The 16,067-nt window shown below is 38.3% G+C and carries 20 protein-coding genes; 18 read left to right on the top strand and 2 right to left on the bottom strand.

Annotated elements, in window-relative coordinates:
• The first annotated feature begins 50 nt into the window (after positions 1 to 50).
• Positions 51 to 305 (top strand): YqkE family protein, encoded by a 255-nt coding sequence (locus D1953_RS01715; protein WP_119115415.1) that lies wholly within the window; start codon positions 51 to 53, stop codon positions 303 to 305.
• 117 nt (positions 306 to 422) lie between these two features.
• On the opposite strand, the gene D1953_RS01710 is transcribed toward D1953_RS01715, so the two are convergent.
• A complete protein-coding gene (locus D1953_RS01710) occupies positions 423 to 1,331 on the bottom strand; it encodes an aldo/keto reductase (RefSeq protein ID WP_119115414.1) in 909 nt (302 codons plus the stop codon).
• Between the two features lie 118 nt (positions 1,332 to 1,449).
• A complete protein-coding gene (gene mciZ, locus D1953_RS01705; protein ID WP_119115413.1) occupies positions 1,450 to 1,608 on the bottom strand; it encodes a Z-ring formation inhibitor MciZ in 159 nt (52 codons plus the stop codon).
• Positions 1,609 to 1,682: 74 nt separating this feature from the next.
• Here mciZ and D1953_RS01700 point away from each other — a divergent pair, with 74 nt between their 5' ends.
• The 17 genes from D1953_RS01700 (at position 1,683) to D1953_RS01620 (ending at position 15,964) form a co-directional block, all read left to right on the top strand.
• Entirely contained in the window at positions 1,683 to 2,234 is a 552-nt protein-coding gene (locus D1953_RS01700; protein ID WP_182480466.1) for an NUDIX domain-containing protein, read from the top strand.
• Positions 2,235 to 3,398 (top strand): endonuclease Q family protein, encoded by a 1,164-nt coding sequence (locus D1953_RS01695; RefSeq protein WP_119115411.1) that lies wholly within the window; start codon positions 2,235 to 2,237, stop codon positions 3,396 to 3,398.
• 57 nt (positions 3,399 to 3,455) lie between these two features.
• Entirely contained in the window at positions 3,456 to 4,103 is a 648-nt protein-coding gene (gene spoIIM, locus D1953_RS01690) for a stage II sporulation protein M (RefSeq protein WP_119115410.1), read from the top strand.
• A 158-nt stretch (positions 4,104 to 4,261) separates the two neighbouring features.
• Positions 4,262 to 4,723, top strand: coding sequence for a ferric iron uptake transcriptional regulator (gene fur / locus D1953_RS01685; protein WP_119115409.1), 462 nt, complete (start codon positions 4,262 to 4,264; stop codon positions 4,721 to 4,723).
• A 202-nt stretch (positions 4,724 to 4,925) separates the two neighbouring features.
• Positions 4,926 to 5,153: a YqzK family protein gene (locus tag D1953_RS01680; RefSeq protein ID WP_119115408.1), complete on the top strand. Its 228-nt coding sequence runs from the start codon at positions 4,926 to 4,928 to the stop codon at positions 5,151 to 5,153.
• A 5-nt stretch (positions 5,154 to 5,158) separates the two neighbouring features.
• Positions 5,159 to 6,049 (top strand): site-specific tyrosine recombinase XerD, encoded by an 891-nt coding sequence (gene xerD / locus D1953_RS01675; protein WP_119115633.1) that lies wholly within the window; start codon positions 5,159 to 5,161, stop codon positions 6,047 to 6,049.
• A 221-nt stretch (positions 6,050 to 6,270) separates the two neighbouring features.
• The gene (gene deoB, locus D1953_RS01670; RefSeq protein ID WP_119115407.1) at positions 6,271 to 7,464 is read left to right on the top strand and encodes a phosphopentomutase; all 1,194 of its coding nucleotides are present in this window, start codon (positions 6,271 to 6,273) and stop codon (positions 7,462 to 7,464) included.
• Positions 7,464 to 8,279: a purine-nucleoside phosphorylase gene (locus D1953_RS01665; protein WP_119115406.1), complete on the top strand. Its 816-nt coding sequence runs from the start codon at positions 7,464 to 7,466 to the stop codon at positions 8,277 to 8,279. Before deoB ends, D1953_RS01665 begins: the two co-directional genes overlap by 1 nt.
• Positions 8,280 to 8,306: 27 nt before the next feature.
• On the top strand, positions 8,307 to 9,608 hold the full coding sequence (locus D1953_RS01660) for a pyrimidine-nucleoside phosphorylase (protein WP_119115405.1): 1,302 nt from the start codon (positions 8,307 to 8,309) through the stop codon (positions 9,606 to 9,608).
• Positions 9,609 to 9,813: 205 nt separating this feature from the next.
• Complete coding sequence (locus D1953_RS01655) at positions 9,814 to 10,980, top strand: D-alanyl-D-alanine carboxypeptidase family protein (RefSeq protein WP_119115404.1); 1,167 nt, start codon at positions 9,814 to 9,816, stop codon at positions 10,978 to 10,980.
• Between the two features lie 132 nt (positions 10,981 to 11,112).
• The gene (gene spoIIAA, locus D1953_RS01650) at positions 11,113 to 11,463 is read left to right on the top strand and encodes an anti-sigma F factor antagonist (RefSeq protein WP_119115403.1); all 351 of its coding nucleotides are present in this window, start codon (positions 11,113 to 11,115) and stop codon (positions 11,461 to 11,463) included.
• 3 nt (positions 11,464 to 11,466) lie between these two features.
• Positions 11,467 to 11,907, top strand: a complete 441-nt coding sequence (gene spoIIAB, locus D1953_RS01645) for an anti-sigma F factor (protein WP_119115632.1) — start codon at positions 11,467 to 11,469, stop codon at positions 11,905 to 11,907.
• A 12-nt stretch (positions 11,908 to 11,919) separates the two neighbouring features.
• Positions 11,920 to 12,687, top strand: a complete 768-nt coding sequence (sigF, locus tag D1953_RS01640; RefSeq protein WP_119115402.1) for an RNA polymerase sporulation sigma factor SigF — start codon at positions 11,920 to 11,922, stop codon at positions 12,685 to 12,687.
• 164 nt (positions 12,688 to 12,851) lie between these two features.
• Positions 12,852 to 13,469, top strand: a complete 618-nt coding sequence (locus tag D1953_RS01635; RefSeq protein ID WP_119115401.1) for a stage V sporulation protein AA — start codon at positions 12,852 to 12,854, stop codon at positions 13,467 to 13,469.
• The gene (locus tag D1953_RS01630; RefSeq protein WP_119115631.1) at positions 13,459 to 13,881 is read left to right on the top strand and encodes a stage V sporulation protein AB; all 423 of its coding nucleotides are present in this window, start codon (positions 13,459 to 13,461) and stop codon (positions 13,879 to 13,881) included. Before D1953_RS01635 ends, D1953_RS01630 begins: the two co-directional genes overlap by 11 nt.
• Positions 13,882 to 13,911: 30 nt before the next feature.
• Entirely contained in the window at positions 13,912 to 14,514 is a 603-nt protein-coding gene (gene spoVAEA, locus D1953_RS01625; RefSeq protein WP_119115400.1) for a stage V sporulation protein SpoVABEA, read from the top strand.
• Positions 14,474 to 15,964 (top strand): spore germination protein, encoded by a 1,491-nt coding sequence (locus D1953_RS01620; protein WP_119115399.1) that lies wholly within the window; start codon positions 14,474 to 14,476, stop codon positions 15,962 to 15,964. The genes spoVAEA and D1953_RS01620 overlap by 41 nt, the downstream gene beginning before the upstream one ends.
• Positions 15,965 to 16,067: the final 103 nt, after the last annotated feature.

Genomic DNA, 16,067 nt, shown 5'->3' with positions numbered 1-16,067 from the left:
AAGTTGTGTTGCATGATATAATAGTGACAACGTAAGGGAGGGGTTTACTAATGAGCAAAAAACAATCGCGTACTCATACGTCAAAAAAACAAACTCAAGATGATTCTTTAAAATTAGGGGATCTCATTAATGGAGATATCATGTCTAAGCTTCGTCAGACGCAAAAAGAATTGACAGAAGCTGCACAGATAAAAAAAGAAGCAGAAGAAGCGAGACAGCGTGAAGAACGGAAAAGACGCGAGAAAAATAAATCGTTTGAAGAGCTGCTAGAGGAAAGTAATTTAGATTGGAAAAACTATAAATAAAGAAAAGTCCCATATGTCATGAAATGGATATATGGGACTTTTTGTAGTTGAAACGGAAATTTTGTTAGATAATTCACAATTTCCGTTGATAAATATAGAATAATCGCAGATAAAGGATTAATCTCGATGGATATGGTACACATTCGCTTTTGTAAGCTGGCGTAATAATTGCAGTTCTTCAGAAGATAGGGCTTTACTTCGAACAGCTTGACAATTTTCACGCAATTGAGCGACAGAGCTTGCTCCAGGAATTACAGCAGCGACAGTCGGTTCAGCGAGAACATATTGCAGAGCTGTTTCATTCATTTTTCGAGGAGACAACTTGTCTTTTAATAACGGAAGCAGTTCCTTTAATTCATTATAGCTGTAGTCTAAATATCCGTCCGCGTTTAATTTACTTAACATGCGTTCACTTAATAATCCTTTTGCCACAGGCCCGCGAGCGATGATGCTAATGTTTTGTTCTTTTAATAAGGGAAGCCATTCTTCAGGACGACGGTCAAGCAAACTATATTGCATCATCACTGAATCGATATGAGATTTCGCTGCATATTGTTTAATGACATTTGGTCGAATAGAAGAAATTCCGTAAGCTCGAATATAACCAGCTTTTTTTAATTCCTCAAATGTATTAATTATCTCGTCTATATTGTCTTCCAGTGTTCCTCCATGAAGTTGATATAGATCGATATAATCCGTCCCTAAGCGTGTTAAGCTATCTTTAACGGCTGTTTTGATGTAAGCACTTGAAGCATCCCAACTCCAGCTATCTCGGGCTTCATTCCAACGATTTCCGACTTTTGTTGCGAGGATGACTTGATCTCGGCAGCTTTTTAAAGTTTGACCGACAATTGCTTCATTCATGCCGTAGTCATATAAATCAGCTGTATCAAAATAGGTAATCCCTTCATCTAAAGCAGCATGAATAATATCCGCCGCTTTTTTTTCATCGGTTCCAAGTGACATACAGCCTAATCCGATTTCTGAAACCTTTATTATAGAGCTTCCTAGTTTTCTTGTTTTCATTGTATGTACTCCTATTTCTCATTTTCTTCCTCATTTTACCTTAACTTTTATTGAGGTGTGAAATGATTTGTTTTTTCATCATTTCATGAAAAAGAGGCTATTGATTAGCCTCGATAGATTAAACCGTTTTTCGTTGTGGAGCAACAGTTTGTTGATGAACATCAGTGATCCATTCGTTGACATATCGATAGTGATGTAGTGATTCTTGGAGCTTTTGTTTAATTTCCCACGCTTTACCCGAGAATACAATACTTTTTTCCAACACGTATATTTTCATCAAATCGACCTCCACTGTTATTATGGTAAAATATATGAAGTTTCATGCTAAATAGAACAAAGGAAGTGGACAAGTTGAAAAAATTTGAAGAAAAAACATTGTCGTCACAAAAAATATTTACGGGAAAAGTGATTAGCTTACAGGTAGATGACGTTGAATTACCGAATGGAAAGACAAGTAAGCGGGAAATTATTAAACACCCAGGTGCGGTTGCGGTCATTGCTATTACAGACGATGGGAGAATTGTGATGGTTGAACAGTATCGAAAAGCAATGGAAAGAAGCTTAGTGGAAATTCCTGCAGGAAAGCTTGAACCAGGGGAAGAGCCATTAAAGACGGCAGAACGTGAATTAGAAGAAGAAACAGGCTATGTATGCGAGCGAATGGAGCATGTCATTTCTTTTTATACATCCCCAGGGTTCGCCGATGAATTAGTACATGTATATGTCGCTCATCAGTTATCGAAAAAAGAAGATGCTGCGTCATTAGATGAAGATGAATTTGTTGAAGTGATTGAGCTAACACTAGAGGAAGCGCAACAATATATAGCGGAAGAAAAAATTTATGATGCAAAAACAGCGTATGCTGTGCAGTATTTGCAACTAATGGAGGCGTTACAAAAATAGATGAAAGACTTGTATGCTGATTTACATATTCATATCGGCAGGACGAAGAGCGGCAAGGCCGTTAAAATTACCGGAAGTAAATCATTAACACTTCAGCATATTCTTGAAGTAGCTAGTCAGCGTAAAGGCTTAGATTTAATTGGTATTATCGATTGCCATTCACCGGAAGTAATTGGAGAAATAGAAGAGCTTATTCAAAGTGGTACACTATTTGAACTGCCAGAAGGAGGCCTGCGGTTTCAACAGATGACGATTATTCCGGGAGCGGAAATTGAAATTTATGATGAACATTGTCATGGACCGATTCATGTGCTTGGCTTCTTTCAAAGTATTGAAACGATGAAAGATTTTTCAAGTTGGATGAGTGGGTATGTGAAAAATATTCATTTAAGCTCACAGCGTATCTATTGCGATGGAGTGACTCTGCAAAATAAGGTTCGTTCATTAGGGGGACTGTTTATTCCAGCTCATGTGTTTACTCCCTTTAAAAGCCTTTATGGAAAAGGAGTCAAAACAAGTTTAAGTGAAGTGTTCGATCCAGCAAAGATTGATGGAATCGAGCTTGGCCTTAGCTCGGACACACCAATGGTACAGGATATACAAGAGTTGCAGCAATACGTATTCCTTACAAATTCTGATGCGCATTCATTAGGAAAAATCGCTCGTGAATATCAAAAGCTACGATTAGAAGAAGCGAACTTTTTAGAATTGAAAAAGGCATTGCACGAAGTAGAGGGGCGAGCCATTGTTGCGAATTATGGCTTGAATCCGCTGCTTGGCAAATATCATGAAACGGTTTGTGGAGAATGTTATCAAAAGGTGAATGCCGGAGAAACATCTTGTCCAACATGTCACAGCAAACAGATTATCAAGGGGGTTTCAACGAGAATTAAAGAGCTGTCTAGTAAAATTGAACATCACCGATCACGCCCGCCTTATATTCATCAAGTACCACTTGATTTTATTCCAGGCCTCGGGCCAAAATCATTGGAGCGATTGCTTCAGGCGTTTGGGACAGAAATGAATATTTTACACCGAGTAGCGATAGAGAAATTAGCCGAGGTTGTTCCCGAAAAGCTAGCTCATTATATTGATTTAGCTCGAAATGGGAATTTGTCTTTTGAAGTAGGTGGAGGCGGAAAATACGGGAAAGTTAAAATGTAACGCATAAATCCAAACAACTCACATAGATTCTAGTAAGTGGAGTTGGGAGGATGAAAAATGAAAAAACGATATGCCGTACAAAATGCCGTAATCCATCATATTACTGAACATTCCTCACTATACGTATTTATTACTGTCCTCTTTTTAATGGGGGTTATTTTTGGAGCCGTGCTTGTGAATAGTTTAAGCTTTACACAAAAAGAAGATTTGTTCTATTATTTATCGCAATTTTTTGGACAAGTTTCAGATGGGCAAATCGCAGCTACGCATGAAATGTTTCAACAAAGTGTGCTTCATAACTTAAGATATATTAGTTTCATTTGGATTTTAGGTATTTCGATTATTGGTTTACCAGTCATTTTAATTTTATTATTTTTAAAAGGCATGGTCGTGGGCTTTACAGTTGGTTTTTTAGTTAATCAAATGGGATGGAGTGGATTTTTATTATCCTTTGTTTCCATTTTGCCGCAAAATATTTTTCTTGTGCCGGTTTTTATTATTATTAGTGTGTTAGCTGTATCGTTATCGATGAAAATGATTAGTCGTATTTTTTTAAAACAAATTCGCACACCGTTAAAGCCGGTCATTATGCGTTATATATTTTCTCTTGTTTTTTCACTAGTATTTATAGTAGTGGCAGGGGCAATTGAAGCATATATATCACCATCTGTTATGAAAAGTGTCGTAAGTTTACTTGTTGAATAATGTGGAAATTAATGTATTTTTACTATAAAAGCATATCCGTACTATCGTTTAAAAAGTTATTTGGGAAATTTCTTTTTATTTCAGAGGAAATGTATTTTGACAGTTTTCCCTCATTTGATATAATGGAACAGATATAGCGGCGCGGGAGGGAATTACGTATGGAAGAAAGAATAGATAGAATCAAAAAACAGTTGCACTCGTCCAGCTACAAATTGACACCTCAACGAGAAGCGACTGTCCGCGTTTTACTTGAACATGAAGAGGATCATTTAAGTGCTGAAGATGTTTACCTCCTTGTCAAAGAAAAGTCGCCGGAAATTGGCCTAGCAACCGTTTACCGTACATTGGAGTTATTAACGGAATTAAAAATCGTAGATAAAATCAATTTCGGAGATGGAGTATCCCGTTATGATTTAAGACAAGAAGGCGCTGCACATTTTCATCACCATCTTGTTTGTGTTGAATGTGGTGCAGTGGATGAAATTCAAGAAGATTTGCTTGAAGACGTCGAAGCGATTGTAGAGCGTAACTGGAATTTCAAAATAAAAGATCATAGACTAACCTTTCATGGTATTTGTCATCGCTGCCATGATAAAGAAACTGACGATAAAGATGAATAATAAAAAACCTTTTCCTGTACCCGGAAAAGGTTTTTTGTTTTTTACATATAACAATTGGATCCTGCTTCAAGGCTCTATGAGACAGGAGTACTGCAGGGAATGAAAATGAAGTTTCAATCTATCTTTCTTCATCTATATGTATAAAACTTGTCTTACTGGGCATAGATTGGACATATAGAGATTGGTTGAGAGGAGAGAGTGAATGAAAGCTTCATTAGCCCTTATACTGCATACTTGTAAAGTTTTAATTCTTTTTGTGGGCTTCACTGTTCTTTTTTATATTGGAATGGTATGGTTAAATCAAGAATATCAAAGTTATCATCGTTACGATGAACCAGAAGGAGCAGCCATTAAAGTAACAAAAGTTGTTGACTCTGACAGCAATACATGGCTTGACCGTTTATTGTTGTTTTATTTAGATGGGGAGTAATGCAAATGGAAGATCAAATACGAGATTTTATTCATTTTTTAACAATTGAAAAAGGACTAGCTAAAAATACGATTGTCTCTTATGAACGTGATTTGAAATCGTATTGGTACTATCTTAAAAATATAGAACGAATTAATGAGTGGAATGATTCTAGGCGAGTCAATATTATGCATTTTTTAGCTCAGTTAAAGGACCAGGGAAAATCGTCGAAAACAGTAGCGCGTCATATTGCTTCCATTCGCTCGTTTCATCAGTTTCTACTTCGCGAAAAAGTAACGAATCAAGATCCAACCGTACATATTGAAACACCGCAGCCTGAGAGAAGTTTGCCGAAGGTACTGAGTATGGAAGAAGTAGAGGCCTTGTTAGAGGCACCGAAAGTGATGGATCATTTCGGACTTCGCGATAAAGCGATGCTTGAGCTTTTATATGCAACTGGGATGAGGGTGAGTGAGATCATTCAACTAGATATAAGTGATGTCCATGCGGCAATGGGGTTTGTTCGTTGTGTCGGGAAAGGGAACAAGGAAAGAATTATTCCGATTGGCCAGACGGCATTAAACGCGATTGAAGCCTATTTGCAAAAAGGGCGGGGAAAGCTAGCTTCTCATAATCGCACCAATTCGCTCTTTTTAAATCATCATGGCAATCGATTGACGCGCCAAGGTTTTTGGAAAATCCTTAAAAAATTGACGAAGGAAGCGAATATTGAAAAAGAGATTACACCGCATACACTACGCCATTCGTTTGCAACGCATTTATTAATGAATGGAGCAGATTTGCGTGCTGTTCAAGAAATGCTTGGGCATGCTGATATTTCCACGACTCAAATTTATACACATATTACAAATGTCCGTATTAAAGATGTGTATTCAAAGTTTCATCCACGTGCTTAGTAGGTACATAGATTAATAGAGAAAAGGTCTCTTAACTGTAGTTGAGAGGCCTAGTTTGTTTTTATCTTGTATTTAACGGACTTTGCTATGAAGCTTCACTATATGATGTGGTTGTAAATTGCTTATTAGTCCTTATGAGTGATACTATGATGGGTACAGGTAAGCAGTTAGTATATATCCAATTGATTCGATTTTGATTTACTTTTGTAGGAGGAATCGTAATGGAAAAATTCAAACGTATATTTGTCATTGTAATGGACTCTGTTGGGATTGGTGAGGCACCCGATGCTGAGAAGTTTGGGGATAAGGGGGCTGATACGTTAGGACATATTGCAGAGCGGATGAATGGTTTACATATGCCAAATTTAGCTAAGTTAGGATTAAGTAATATCCGTGAGATAAAAGGTGTGGAGAAAGCAGAACATCCGCTTGCTTACTATACGAAAATGCAGGAAGCATCAACAGGAAAGGATACGATGACAGGTCATTGGGAAATTATGGGTCTTAATATTACGCAGCCTTTTCAGGTGTTTCCAAATGGTTTTCCCGACTCTTTAATTAAAGCTTTGGAAGAGAAAACAGGGCGCAAAATAATTGCGAATAAGCCAGCGAGCGGCACAGCTATTCTTGAAGAGCTTGGAGAAGAACATATGAAGACAGGAGCTCTTATTGTTTATACATCTGCTGACTCTGTACTCCAAATTGCTGCACATGAAGAGATTGTTCCACTTGACGAATTGTATAATATTTGTGGAATAGCCCGGGAAATGACGTTAGCGGATGAATATAAAGTAGGCCGTGTCATTGCTCGTCCGTTTATCGGAGAGCCAGGTCACTTCAAAAGAACGTCAAACCGTCATGATTATGCGCTAAAACCTTTTGATCGAACGGTGATGGACGAATTGAAAGATGCAGGCTTAGATGTATTAGCTATCGGGAAAATTTCCGATATCTTTGACGGGGAAGGAGTAACGGAATCTTTGCGAACTGTGTCCAATATGGATGGTATGGATAAACTTGTGTATACAGTTGAGAAAGATTTTACAGGTTTAAGCTTCTTGAATCTTGTTGATTTTGATGCTTTGTTTGGACATCGCCGCGATCCATTAGGCTATGGGAAGGCATTAGAGGAATTTGACGCACGATTGCCAGAAGTATTAGATAAACTAACGGAGAATGATTTATTAATGATTACGGCTGACCACGGAAATGATCCCATTCATCATGGAACAGACCATACACGTGAATATGTGCCTTTATTGATTTATTCAAAACGTTTTCAATCCGGCGGTCGACAACTGCCTATTCGTCAAACATTTGCAGATATTGGTGCGACGGTAGCAGATAATTTTAAGGTGAAGATGCCTTCGTATGGAAAAAGTATGTTAGCTGAATTAAATGAAGGAGGGGCTTGATGATGTATGAGAAATTAGAAGAGGCAGCTGCTTTCATTAAAAGCAAGATAACAGACGTTCCTTCAGTTGGTTTAATTCTTGGTTCAGGCCTCGGTGTCTTAGCAACTGAAATTGAACAGCCTATTGTATTACCTTATCAAGAAATTCCTAATTTTCCTGTGTCTACTGTAGAAGGACATGCAGGGCAATTAGTAATTGGAAAGCTCAGTGGTAAAACAGTAGTGGCTATGCAGGGGCGTTTCCACTTTTATGAAGGATATTCTATGAGTCAAGTGACATTTCCGGTCCGGGTTATGAAATTATTAGGAGTGGAAACACTAATTGTGACCAATGCTGCGGGAAGTGTAAATGAAAGCTTTACTCCTGGAGATTTAATGCTCATTACTGATCACATTAATTGTATGGGAACGAATCCTTTAATTGGCTCCAATGATGCCCGTTTTGGCCCGCGTTTTCCAGATATGTCAGAAGCGTATAATAAAGAACTGCGAAGTTTAGCTAAACAAATTGCAGCAACGCAAGGGTTAGATCTTAAAGAAGGTGTGTATGTCGGTAATACCGGTCCCGCTTATGAAACACCAGCAGAAGTAAGAATGGCAAGGGCAATCGGCGGGGATGCAGTTGGAATGTCGACTGTTCCTGAAGTGATAGTGGCAAGACATTGCGGCTTAAAAGTACTTGGTATTTCTTGCATGACTAATATGGCTGCCGGTATTTTGGATCAGCCACTATCTCATGAAGAGGTTATTGAAACGACGGAAAAAGTAAAAAGTCGTTTTTTACGCTTTGTAAAAGAAATTGTAAAAGAGTTGTAAGCCATTTACGAAAGTGAGGAACTTCAGATGAGAATGGTAGATTTGATTGAAAAAAAGCGGGATGGACACGAGTTAACAACGGAAGAAATGACGTTTATTATTCAAGGTTTTACCGATGGTTCGCTTCCTGATTATCAAATGAGCGCCTGGGCGATGGCTGTATATTTTCAAGGGCTAACGGAAAGAGAATGTGCGGATTTAACGATGGCAATGGTTCAATCAGGTGATCAAATTGACTTATCTAAGATTGAAGGAATTAAGGTTGATAAACACTCTACAGGCGGGGTCGGCGATACGACAACGCTCGTATTAGGGCCATTGGTTGCTTCTGTCGGAGTGCCTGTAGCGAAAATGTCAGGACGTGGTTTAGGTCATACAGGTGGAACTGTAGATAAATTAGAAGCAGTTGCTGGCTTTCATGTTGAAATAGAAAATGAACAATTTATTGAACTTGTAAACAAAAATAAATTGGCTGTCATCGGTCAAAGTGGAAATTTAACGCCGGCTGATAAAAAGCTTTATGCGCTTCGTGATGTTACTGCAACGGTTAATAGTATGGGGTTGATTGCAAGCTCGATTATGAGTAAAAAGATTGCAGCGGGTGCCGACGCGATTGTTCTCGATGTGAAAACAGGTGCAGGGGCTTTTATGAAAACCCTCGAGGACTCGGAGGCATTGGCTAATGCGATGGTTCAAATTGGGAATAATGTTGGTCGCCAGACAATGGCTGTTATTTCTGATATGAGTCAGCCGCTTGGCTTTGCAATTGGGAATGCACTTGAGGTGAAAGAAGCCATTGATACACTGAAAGGTCAAGGCCCTGAGGATTTAACTGAGCTTTCTTTAACACTGGGAAGTTATATGGTTTATTTAGCGAAAAAAGCAAGCTCTTTAGATGAAGCAAGGGCACGATTGACACAAGCTATTCAAGACGGTTCTGCACTTGAAACGTTTAGAAAATTTCTAATCGCTCAAGGTGGCGATGGTTCGGTCGTTGATCATCCTGAAAAGCTTCCACAAGCATCCTTTGTTTATGAACTTCAAGCAAAAGAGTCCGGCTATGTTTCTGAAATTGTAGCGGATGAGATAGGTACAGCGGCTATGCTGCTAGGTGCAGGAAGGGCGACAAAAGAGTCTGAAATTGACTTAGCGGTTGGCTTAGTGCTTCGTAAGAAAATTGGTGATTATGTTGAGCAAGGTGAATCACTTGTTACCATTTACAGCAATGTTGAAGATATAAAAGCTGTTAAGGAAAAGTTATATAATCACATCTCCATTTCTAAAGAACGAGTATCGAAACCGACACTTATTTATAAAGAGATTGTATAGTAAATATAGTGACAAAAGGGCATCTCAATAGTTGAGGTGTTCTTTTTATTTATTTCTTTATAAACGTGGGCTCGGTTGAATCCAATGATACCCAAATCGTTCCATCAACAATATTGTTTAATATAGCGTAACTTTTAAAATAGCTTCTGTATAAATTTGGATTTAGTGGTAAAAATAAATGCTATACAGAATGGAGGGTATGGAGATGAAGCGGATTCTTTCTCTATGTTTAACGATATTATTAACAACAGGCTTGACAATTCCTTATGCACAAGCCGTAGAAAAAAAAGAAGTAGAGCTAGCCGAAAATGCAAAATCAGCCATCTTGATTGAACGAGATACGGGAACGGTTTTATACGATAAAAATGCGGATGAAAAGCTTTCCCCTGCTAGCATGACAAAAATTATGACGTTGTTATTAATTATGGAAGCGATTGAAAAAGGAGAGCTTTCTTTAAAAGAAAAAGTCCGAACAAGTGAATATGCGGCTTCCATGGGTGGTTCACAAATTTTCCTTGAGCCAGGAGAAGAAATGACAACCGAAGAAATGCTCAAAGGGATTACGATTGGTTCAGCTAATGATGCATCGGTAGCGATGGCAGAGAGACTAGCAGGATCAGAAGAAGCGTTTGTGAAGAAGATGAATGAAAAGGCCGCACAGCTAGGCTTGAAAAATACAAAATTTCAAAATGCAACAGGCCTTCCAGTAGCTGATCACTATAGCTCAGCCCACGATATGTCTGTTATGGCAAAAGAATTATTGAAATATTCATTAATTACGAAGTTTACGAGTACGTATGAAGATTATCTTCGTGAAGATACAGATAAGAAGTTTTGGCTGGTCAACACCAATCGACTAGTAAAGTTTTATCCAGGTGTAGATGGATTAAAAACAGGATATACAGCAGAAGCAAAGTATTGTTTAACGGCTACTGCTAAAAAAGGAGATATGCGTGTAATTGCAGTTGTATTTGGGGCCTCTACTCCAAAAGAACGTAATGCTCAAGTGACTAAAATGTTAGATTATGCTTTTGCACAATATACAACTCATCCAATTTATAAAAAGGATGAAAAACTAGCTGAAGCTAAAGTGAGCAAAGGAGAGTCGAAGCTAGTTACAGGTGTAACAAGTGAACCCATTTCGATTTTGACGAAAAAAGGAAGTACAGCTAAAGACTTTACAAAGAAAATTATGATAAATAAAGACTTAAAAGCACCGATTAAAAAAGGGGATCAGATTGGTACGCTTCAATTGAAGAAGGATGGAAAAGTATACGTAGAATCACCGATTATTGCTAAAGAAGCGGTGAAGGAGGCTAGTTGGTGGCAGTTGTATAAGCGTGCATTCGGCATGTTTTCACAAACAAAATAGCATAAAATGTCATATCCACACATAAATGTACTAGTTTAGGCGAATGAACACTACTTTTGCCTATAAGAAGGAAAATAGTAAAGAAAACGAGAATTTGACTCATATAGAAACGAGAGAAGGGAGCTGTTTCGTGTGAGTCTTGCTATTCAAATGGAGGCAAAGAATGGCGTATTATTAATTCGCCTCAATGGAGAATTAGATCATCATACGGCGGAAGCGTTACGTACACAAGCAGAAAATGCGATTCAAAAACACCAGATAAAACATATTGTATTGAATTTGGAAGAGCTTCATTTTATGGATAGCTCAGGACTTGGTGTGATATTAGGACGCTATAAGCAAATTCAGAAAAACAAAGGGGAAATGGTTATTTGCGCAATTTCCCCAGCTGTAAAGCGGTTATTTGAAATGTCCGGGTTGTTTAAAATTGTGAAAGTAGAACGATCAGAAAAGAACGCTTTGCAAAGACTGGGGGTAGCGTAAATGATGAAAAATAAAATGGAAATTCAATTTTCAGCATTAAGTCAAAATGAATCCTTTGCTAGAATTACCGTTGCAGCATTTATTGCCCAGCTGGATCCAACAATGGATGAGTTAACAGAGATTAAAACGGTTGTATCGGAAGCGGTTACGAATTCGATTATTCATGGGTATGAAAATGACCCAAATGGTGTGATTTATATTGCAGTTATCTTAGATGGAGACACTATTGAGCTGACAATTCGTGATGAGGGTATCGGTATTGATGATGTAGAGGAAGCGAAGCAACCACTCTTTACGACAAAACCCGAGCTTGAACGTTCCGGTATGGGTTTTACGATTATGGAAAACTTTATGGATGAAATTCATGTGATTTCTCATCAAGGCGAAGGCACCATTATACGATTAAAAAAGCACTTAGCGAGAAACAAAGCGTTGTGCAATTAAGGAGACTTGCCTATGGATGTGGAGGTTAAGAACGGGAAAATAAAAAAAGACCAGGTCCATTTAAAAGACGAAGAATTGCGGAGACTAATCCGAAGCAGCCAGAGCGGGGACCAAGAAGCGCGCGATTTAATTGTTCAAAGCAATTTACGGTTAGTATGGTCCGTTGTTCAGCGTTTCTTAAATAGAGGATATGAACCAGATGATTTATATCAAATTGGTTGTATCGGTTTACTAAAGTCTGTTGACAAATTCGATTTATCGTTTGAAGTCAAGTTTTCAACATATGCTGTACCGATGATTATTGGTGAAATTCAACGTTTCATTCGGGATGATGGTACAGTTAAAGTAAGTCGCTCTTTAAAGGAAATGGCTAATAAAATCCGCCGTGCTAAAGAAGAGCTTTCAAAAACATATGGACGTGTTCCGACTGTGAATGAGATAGCTGAACATTTGGAGCTTTCCCCAGAAGATATTATTTTAGCGCAAGAGGCTAATCGTAATCCATCTTCAATACATGAAACCGTATATGAAAATGATGGCGACCCGATTACGCTGTTGGACCAAATTGCGGATCAAAGTGACACGAAATGGTTTGATCAGATTGCTTTAAAAGAAGCGATTCATGAACTGGATGAACGAGAGCGGTTAATTGTATTTCTAAGATACTATAAAGATCAAACACAGTCTGAGGTAGCCTCGAGACTTGGGATTTCTCAAGTTCAAGTATCTAGGCTGGAAAAGAAAATTTTACAACAAATGAAAGACCACATGAATCATTGATTCATGTGGTCTTTCATTTATGTTGTTTGTTCAATACTATTTAGCACAACTAAGAAGTGGAACTTATTTGTTAATTATTGGTTATCTATTTCTTTCTGCATTTTCACTTAGTTTCCAATCCATACTACATATAGGAGAAAATTAACGGTCTGGATGTGAAAGCAATGGATTTGATTTATCTTAGAATGCGAAATCGAGTACACGTACAGAAAAATCAACAAGTGAGGCTGAAAGATGTTGCGAAATTTATTGGAGATGATGAGCAGGTAAAAAAAATTGAAGAAGAGGTTCTACTTACTGTAACACACGAAGATAAAAATATTATTATTATCGATTTGGTTCAGGTTATTGAAGCTATTCAAGCGATTGATCAGTCTATAGAAATTCAAACATTTGGTCCATCTCAGACAATTATTGAAGTAATCTATGAAAAACAAAAAGTTTCTTTTTTAGCTTTTACCGCTGTTTGGTTGTTGTTATTCCTTGGGGCTGGCATGACGATTATGAACTTTCATGTAGATGTCAGCATGGGGGAAGTGCATCAAAAGCTCTTTACACTAATTACTGGGAGAGAGGATAGAAAGCCGTTGCTTATTCAAATTCCGTACAGTTTCGGCCTTGGAATTGGGATGATTCTCTTTTTTAATCACTTCTTTAAAAAGCGCTTTAATGAAGAGCCGAGTCCGCTCGAAGTGGAGATGTTTAACTATCAGCAAGATTTAGATCAATACGTCATCATGAATGAAAATAAGGAAAGTAATCGTCATCTTGATAACCGGTAAAGTTGTATTCGGTCTCTTTATTGGTCTTGCGAGCGGTTTTGCGGTTGGAGCGGGCTTTGTAGCATTTGTAACCGTGTTAGGAGTTATTCCGAGATTAACTCAGCTTACAAAAACGATGCAGTTTATTCATTATTATGAAGCGGCTATTATTGCAGGCGTTGTGATTGGGACGTGGCTTGGGTTGCAAGAAGTTAAGCTTTTTTGGACGAAGTGGCTGTTGGTGCCGATTGGTCTTGCAGATGGCATTTTCAACGGTATGCTGGCGGCTGCATTAACAGAGGTGTTAAATGTATTTCCGATTCTTGCTAAACGAATGGGCATTCAAGAAAAAGTCATTTATTTAATGATGGCGCTTGTGTTGGGGAAAATCATTGGCTCCTTATTTCAGTGGATTTATTATGTGGATTTATAAAGGAACTTGGTACTGAAAGGAAGACATTGGATGGGACAGAAGAGAAAAGTGATTTTGATAACAGACGGCGATATTTATGCAAAAAGGGCTATAGAGCTTGTTGCTCGTGAAATTGGAGGTCGCTGTATTTCGATGTCACAAGGAAATCCAACTACTTGTTCTGGAGCAGAACTTGTTCGCCTTATTCAACAAGCAAAGAATGATCCCGTATTAGTAATGTTTGATGATAGCGGCTATGTAGGAGAAGGCGCTGGTGAACGGGCAATGCGCTATGTTGCTAATGATCCTTCCATTGAAGTTCTGGGCATTATTGCGGTTGCCTCAAAAACGAGAAGGGAGGAATGGACGAAGGTAGATGTATGTATTGACCGTGATGGCAATTTAACACCGAATGGAGTCGATAAGTATGGAGTAGAGGAATTTGAATTAGGGAAAATTACAGGGGACACTGTTTATATAATAGATGAGTTGAAGGCACCTATTGTCGTTGGGATTGGAGATATTGGCAAAATGTCACATCGAGATGATTATAAAAAGGGTGCACCGATTACGAGAATGGCTGTGGAAATCATATTAGAAAGGAGCGGTAACTATGAGTTCAGAAAGCAAAAAGAACATGATACCGATTTCTAGTAAAGTATCAGATGTAGAAGCCTATATGAAAGAAAGAGTAGGGCTGGGTAAAAGTTATGATATAGGCGTAAGAAAGATAAAGATTTTAAAGAAAGATGTTCATATGTATTATGTAACGGGTCTCGTCGATTCGGCTTTGATTGTTGAGATTCTAGAAGAATTGGTGGATTGTAATGATACAGAACGTGCAACATCGAAAGTAGCAGAAATCGTAGAAAACAGAATTACTCACCAACAGGTTACACCGATTGAGACGATGGATGAACTTGTTGATCAAGTTCTCTCAGGTTTAATTGTCATCGTGGTTGACGGGACACCAATAGGATATGTGGTAGATGTCAGAACTTATCCGGGTCGTCAGCCGGATGAGCCAGACACAGAAAAAGTAGTTCGTGGATCGCGTGATGGCTTTATTGAAAATATTGTGATTAATACCGCATTAACAAGAAGAAGAATTCGAGATGAAAGACTGCGCTTTGAAATGTTAAAAGTAGGTGAAAGATCTAAAACAGACGTCGCACTTGCTTATATAGATGGCCTTGCAGATGCTGATTTAATAGATGTTATTCGTAAGGAATTGAATAGCATTAAATTGGACGGTTTGCCGATGGCTGATAAAACCGTAGAGGAATTTATCGTGAGGCAGAGCTACAATCCTTATCCGCTTATTCGTTATACAGAACGAGCAGATATAGCAGCTGCCCATCTTTTAGAAGGTCATGTTGTAGTCTATGTTGATACTTCACCGAGTGTTATCTTAGTACCGACAACGATTTTTCATCATATGCAGCATGTTGAAGAATTTAGGCAGTCTCCAGCGGTAGGGACATTTGTTCGATGGATGCGTTTCATAGGAATTGCAGCCTCATTATTTTTACTGCCAGTTTGGTTTTTATTTGTTCTTGACCCAGGACTATTACCAGAAAAGCTGGAATTTATCGGACCGAATGATAAAACGAAAATTCCGATTGTTGTACAAATTTTTATAGCTGAAATAGGGATTGAATTTTTACGATTGGCCGCCATACATACTCCGACCTCACTTGCAACCGCAATGGGCTTAGTTGCAGCCGTATTAATCGGGCAAATTGCGATAGACGTTGGATTATTTGTTCCTGAAGTGATTCTATATGCCTCCGTAGCAACGGTAGGTACATTTGTGACACCAAGTTATGAACTAGGGGTTGCCAATAAAATGGCCCGCTTAGCCATACTTGCTTTAGTCGCCATATTTAAGGTGCCGGGTTTAATGATAGGTTTCGCTTTATACTTTATTTTGATAGCGGGTATAAAGGCATTTAACACACCATATCTATGGCCATTTTTACCTTTTAATCCAAAAGCTTTTTCTCATATTTTATTTAGAAGACCAGTTCCAGGCTCCATCCTAAGACCGAGTGTTGTGCATCCGCGAGATAAGTATCGCCAGCCACCTGAATCTAATGGTTGATGTTGTCGAAAAGTTATGGTAATTTAATTTTATTCGAAAAGCGCGAAAGCTGAAATAACATGAGGCTGACTATAGAATTGAGCCAAGATTCGATTTGGTTCTT

Source organism: Peribacillus asahii (assembly GCF_003570725.1).
In the GTDB taxonomy this organism is placed as follows: domain Bacteria; phylum Bacillota; class Bacilli; order Bacillales; family DSM-1321; genus Peribacillus; species Peribacillus asahii.
Note: the sequence above shows the minus strand (reverse complement) of the source record. Positions and strands in the feature narration are given on the sequence as shown.

What these genes read in the sequence shown, in the direction of transcription:
- D1953_RS01715 (WP_119115415.1), top strand. Translation starts at nt 51, where the DNA reads ATGAGCAAAAAACAATCGCGTACTCATACGTCAAAAAAACAAACTCAA.
- D1953_RS01710 (WP_119115414.1), bottom strand. Translation starts at nt 1,331, where the DNA reads ATGAAAACAAGAAAACTAGGAAGCTCTATAATAAAGGTTTCAGAAATC.
- mciZ (WP_119115413.1), bottom strand. Translation starts at nt 1,608, where the DNA reads ATGAAAATATACGTGTTGGAAAAAAGTATTGTATTCTCGGGTAAAGCG.
- D1953_RS01695 (WP_119115411.1), top strand. Translation starts at nt 2,235, where the DNA reads ATGAAAGACTTGTATGCTGATTTACATATTCATATCGGCAGGACGAAG.
- spoIIM (WP_119115410.1), top strand. Translation starts at nt 3,456, where the DNA reads ATGAAAAAACGATATGCCGTACAAAATGCCGTAATCCATCATATTACT.
- fur (WP_119115409.1), top strand. Translation starts at nt 4,262, where the DNA reads ATGGAAGAAAGAATAGATAGAATCAAAAAACAGTTGCACTCGTCCAGC.
- D1953_RS01680 (WP_119115408.1), top strand. Translation starts at nt 4,926, where the DNA reads ATGAAAGCTTCATTAGCCCTTATACTGCATACTTGTAAAGTTTTAATT.
- xerD (WP_119115633.1), top strand. Translation starts at nt 5,159, where the DNA reads ATGGAAGATCAAATACGAGATTTTATTCATTTTTTAACAATTGAAAAA.
- deoB (WP_119115407.1), top strand. Translation starts at nt 6,271, where the DNA reads ATGGAAAAATTCAAACGTATATTTGTCATTGTAATGGACTCTGTTGGG.
- D1953_RS01665 (WP_119115406.1), top strand. Translation starts at nt 7,464, where the DNA reads ATGATGTATGAGAAATTAGAAGAGGCAGCTGCTTTCATTAAAAGCAAG.
- D1953_RS01660 (WP_119115405.1), top strand. Translation starts at nt 8,307, where the DNA reads ATGAGAATGGTAGATTTGATTGAAAAAAAGCGGGATGGACACGAGTTA.
- D1953_RS01655 (WP_119115404.1), top strand. Translation starts at nt 9,814, where the DNA reads ATGAAGCGGATTCTTTCTCTATGTTTAACGATATTATTAACAACAGGC.
- spoIIAB (WP_119115632.1), top strand. Translation starts at nt 11,467, where the DNA reads ATGAAAAATAAAATGGAAATTCAATTTTCAGCATTAAGTCAAAATGAA.
- sigF (WP_119115402.1), top strand. Translation starts at nt 11,920, where the DNA reads ATGGATGTGGAGGTTAAGAACGGGAAAATAAAAAAAGACCAGGTCCAT.
- D1953_RS01635 (WP_119115401.1), top strand. Translation starts at nt 12,852, where the DNA reads ATGGATTTGATTTATCTTAGAATGCGAAATCGAGTACACGTACAGAAA.
- spoVAEA (WP_119115400.1), top strand. Translation starts at nt 13,912, where the DNA reads ATGGGACAGAAGAGAAAAGTGATTTTGATAACAGACGGCGATATTTAT.
- D1953_RS01620 (WP_119115399.1), top strand. Translation starts at nt 14,474, where the DNA reads ATGAGTTCAGAAAGCAAAAAGAACATGATACCGATTTCTAGTAAAGTA.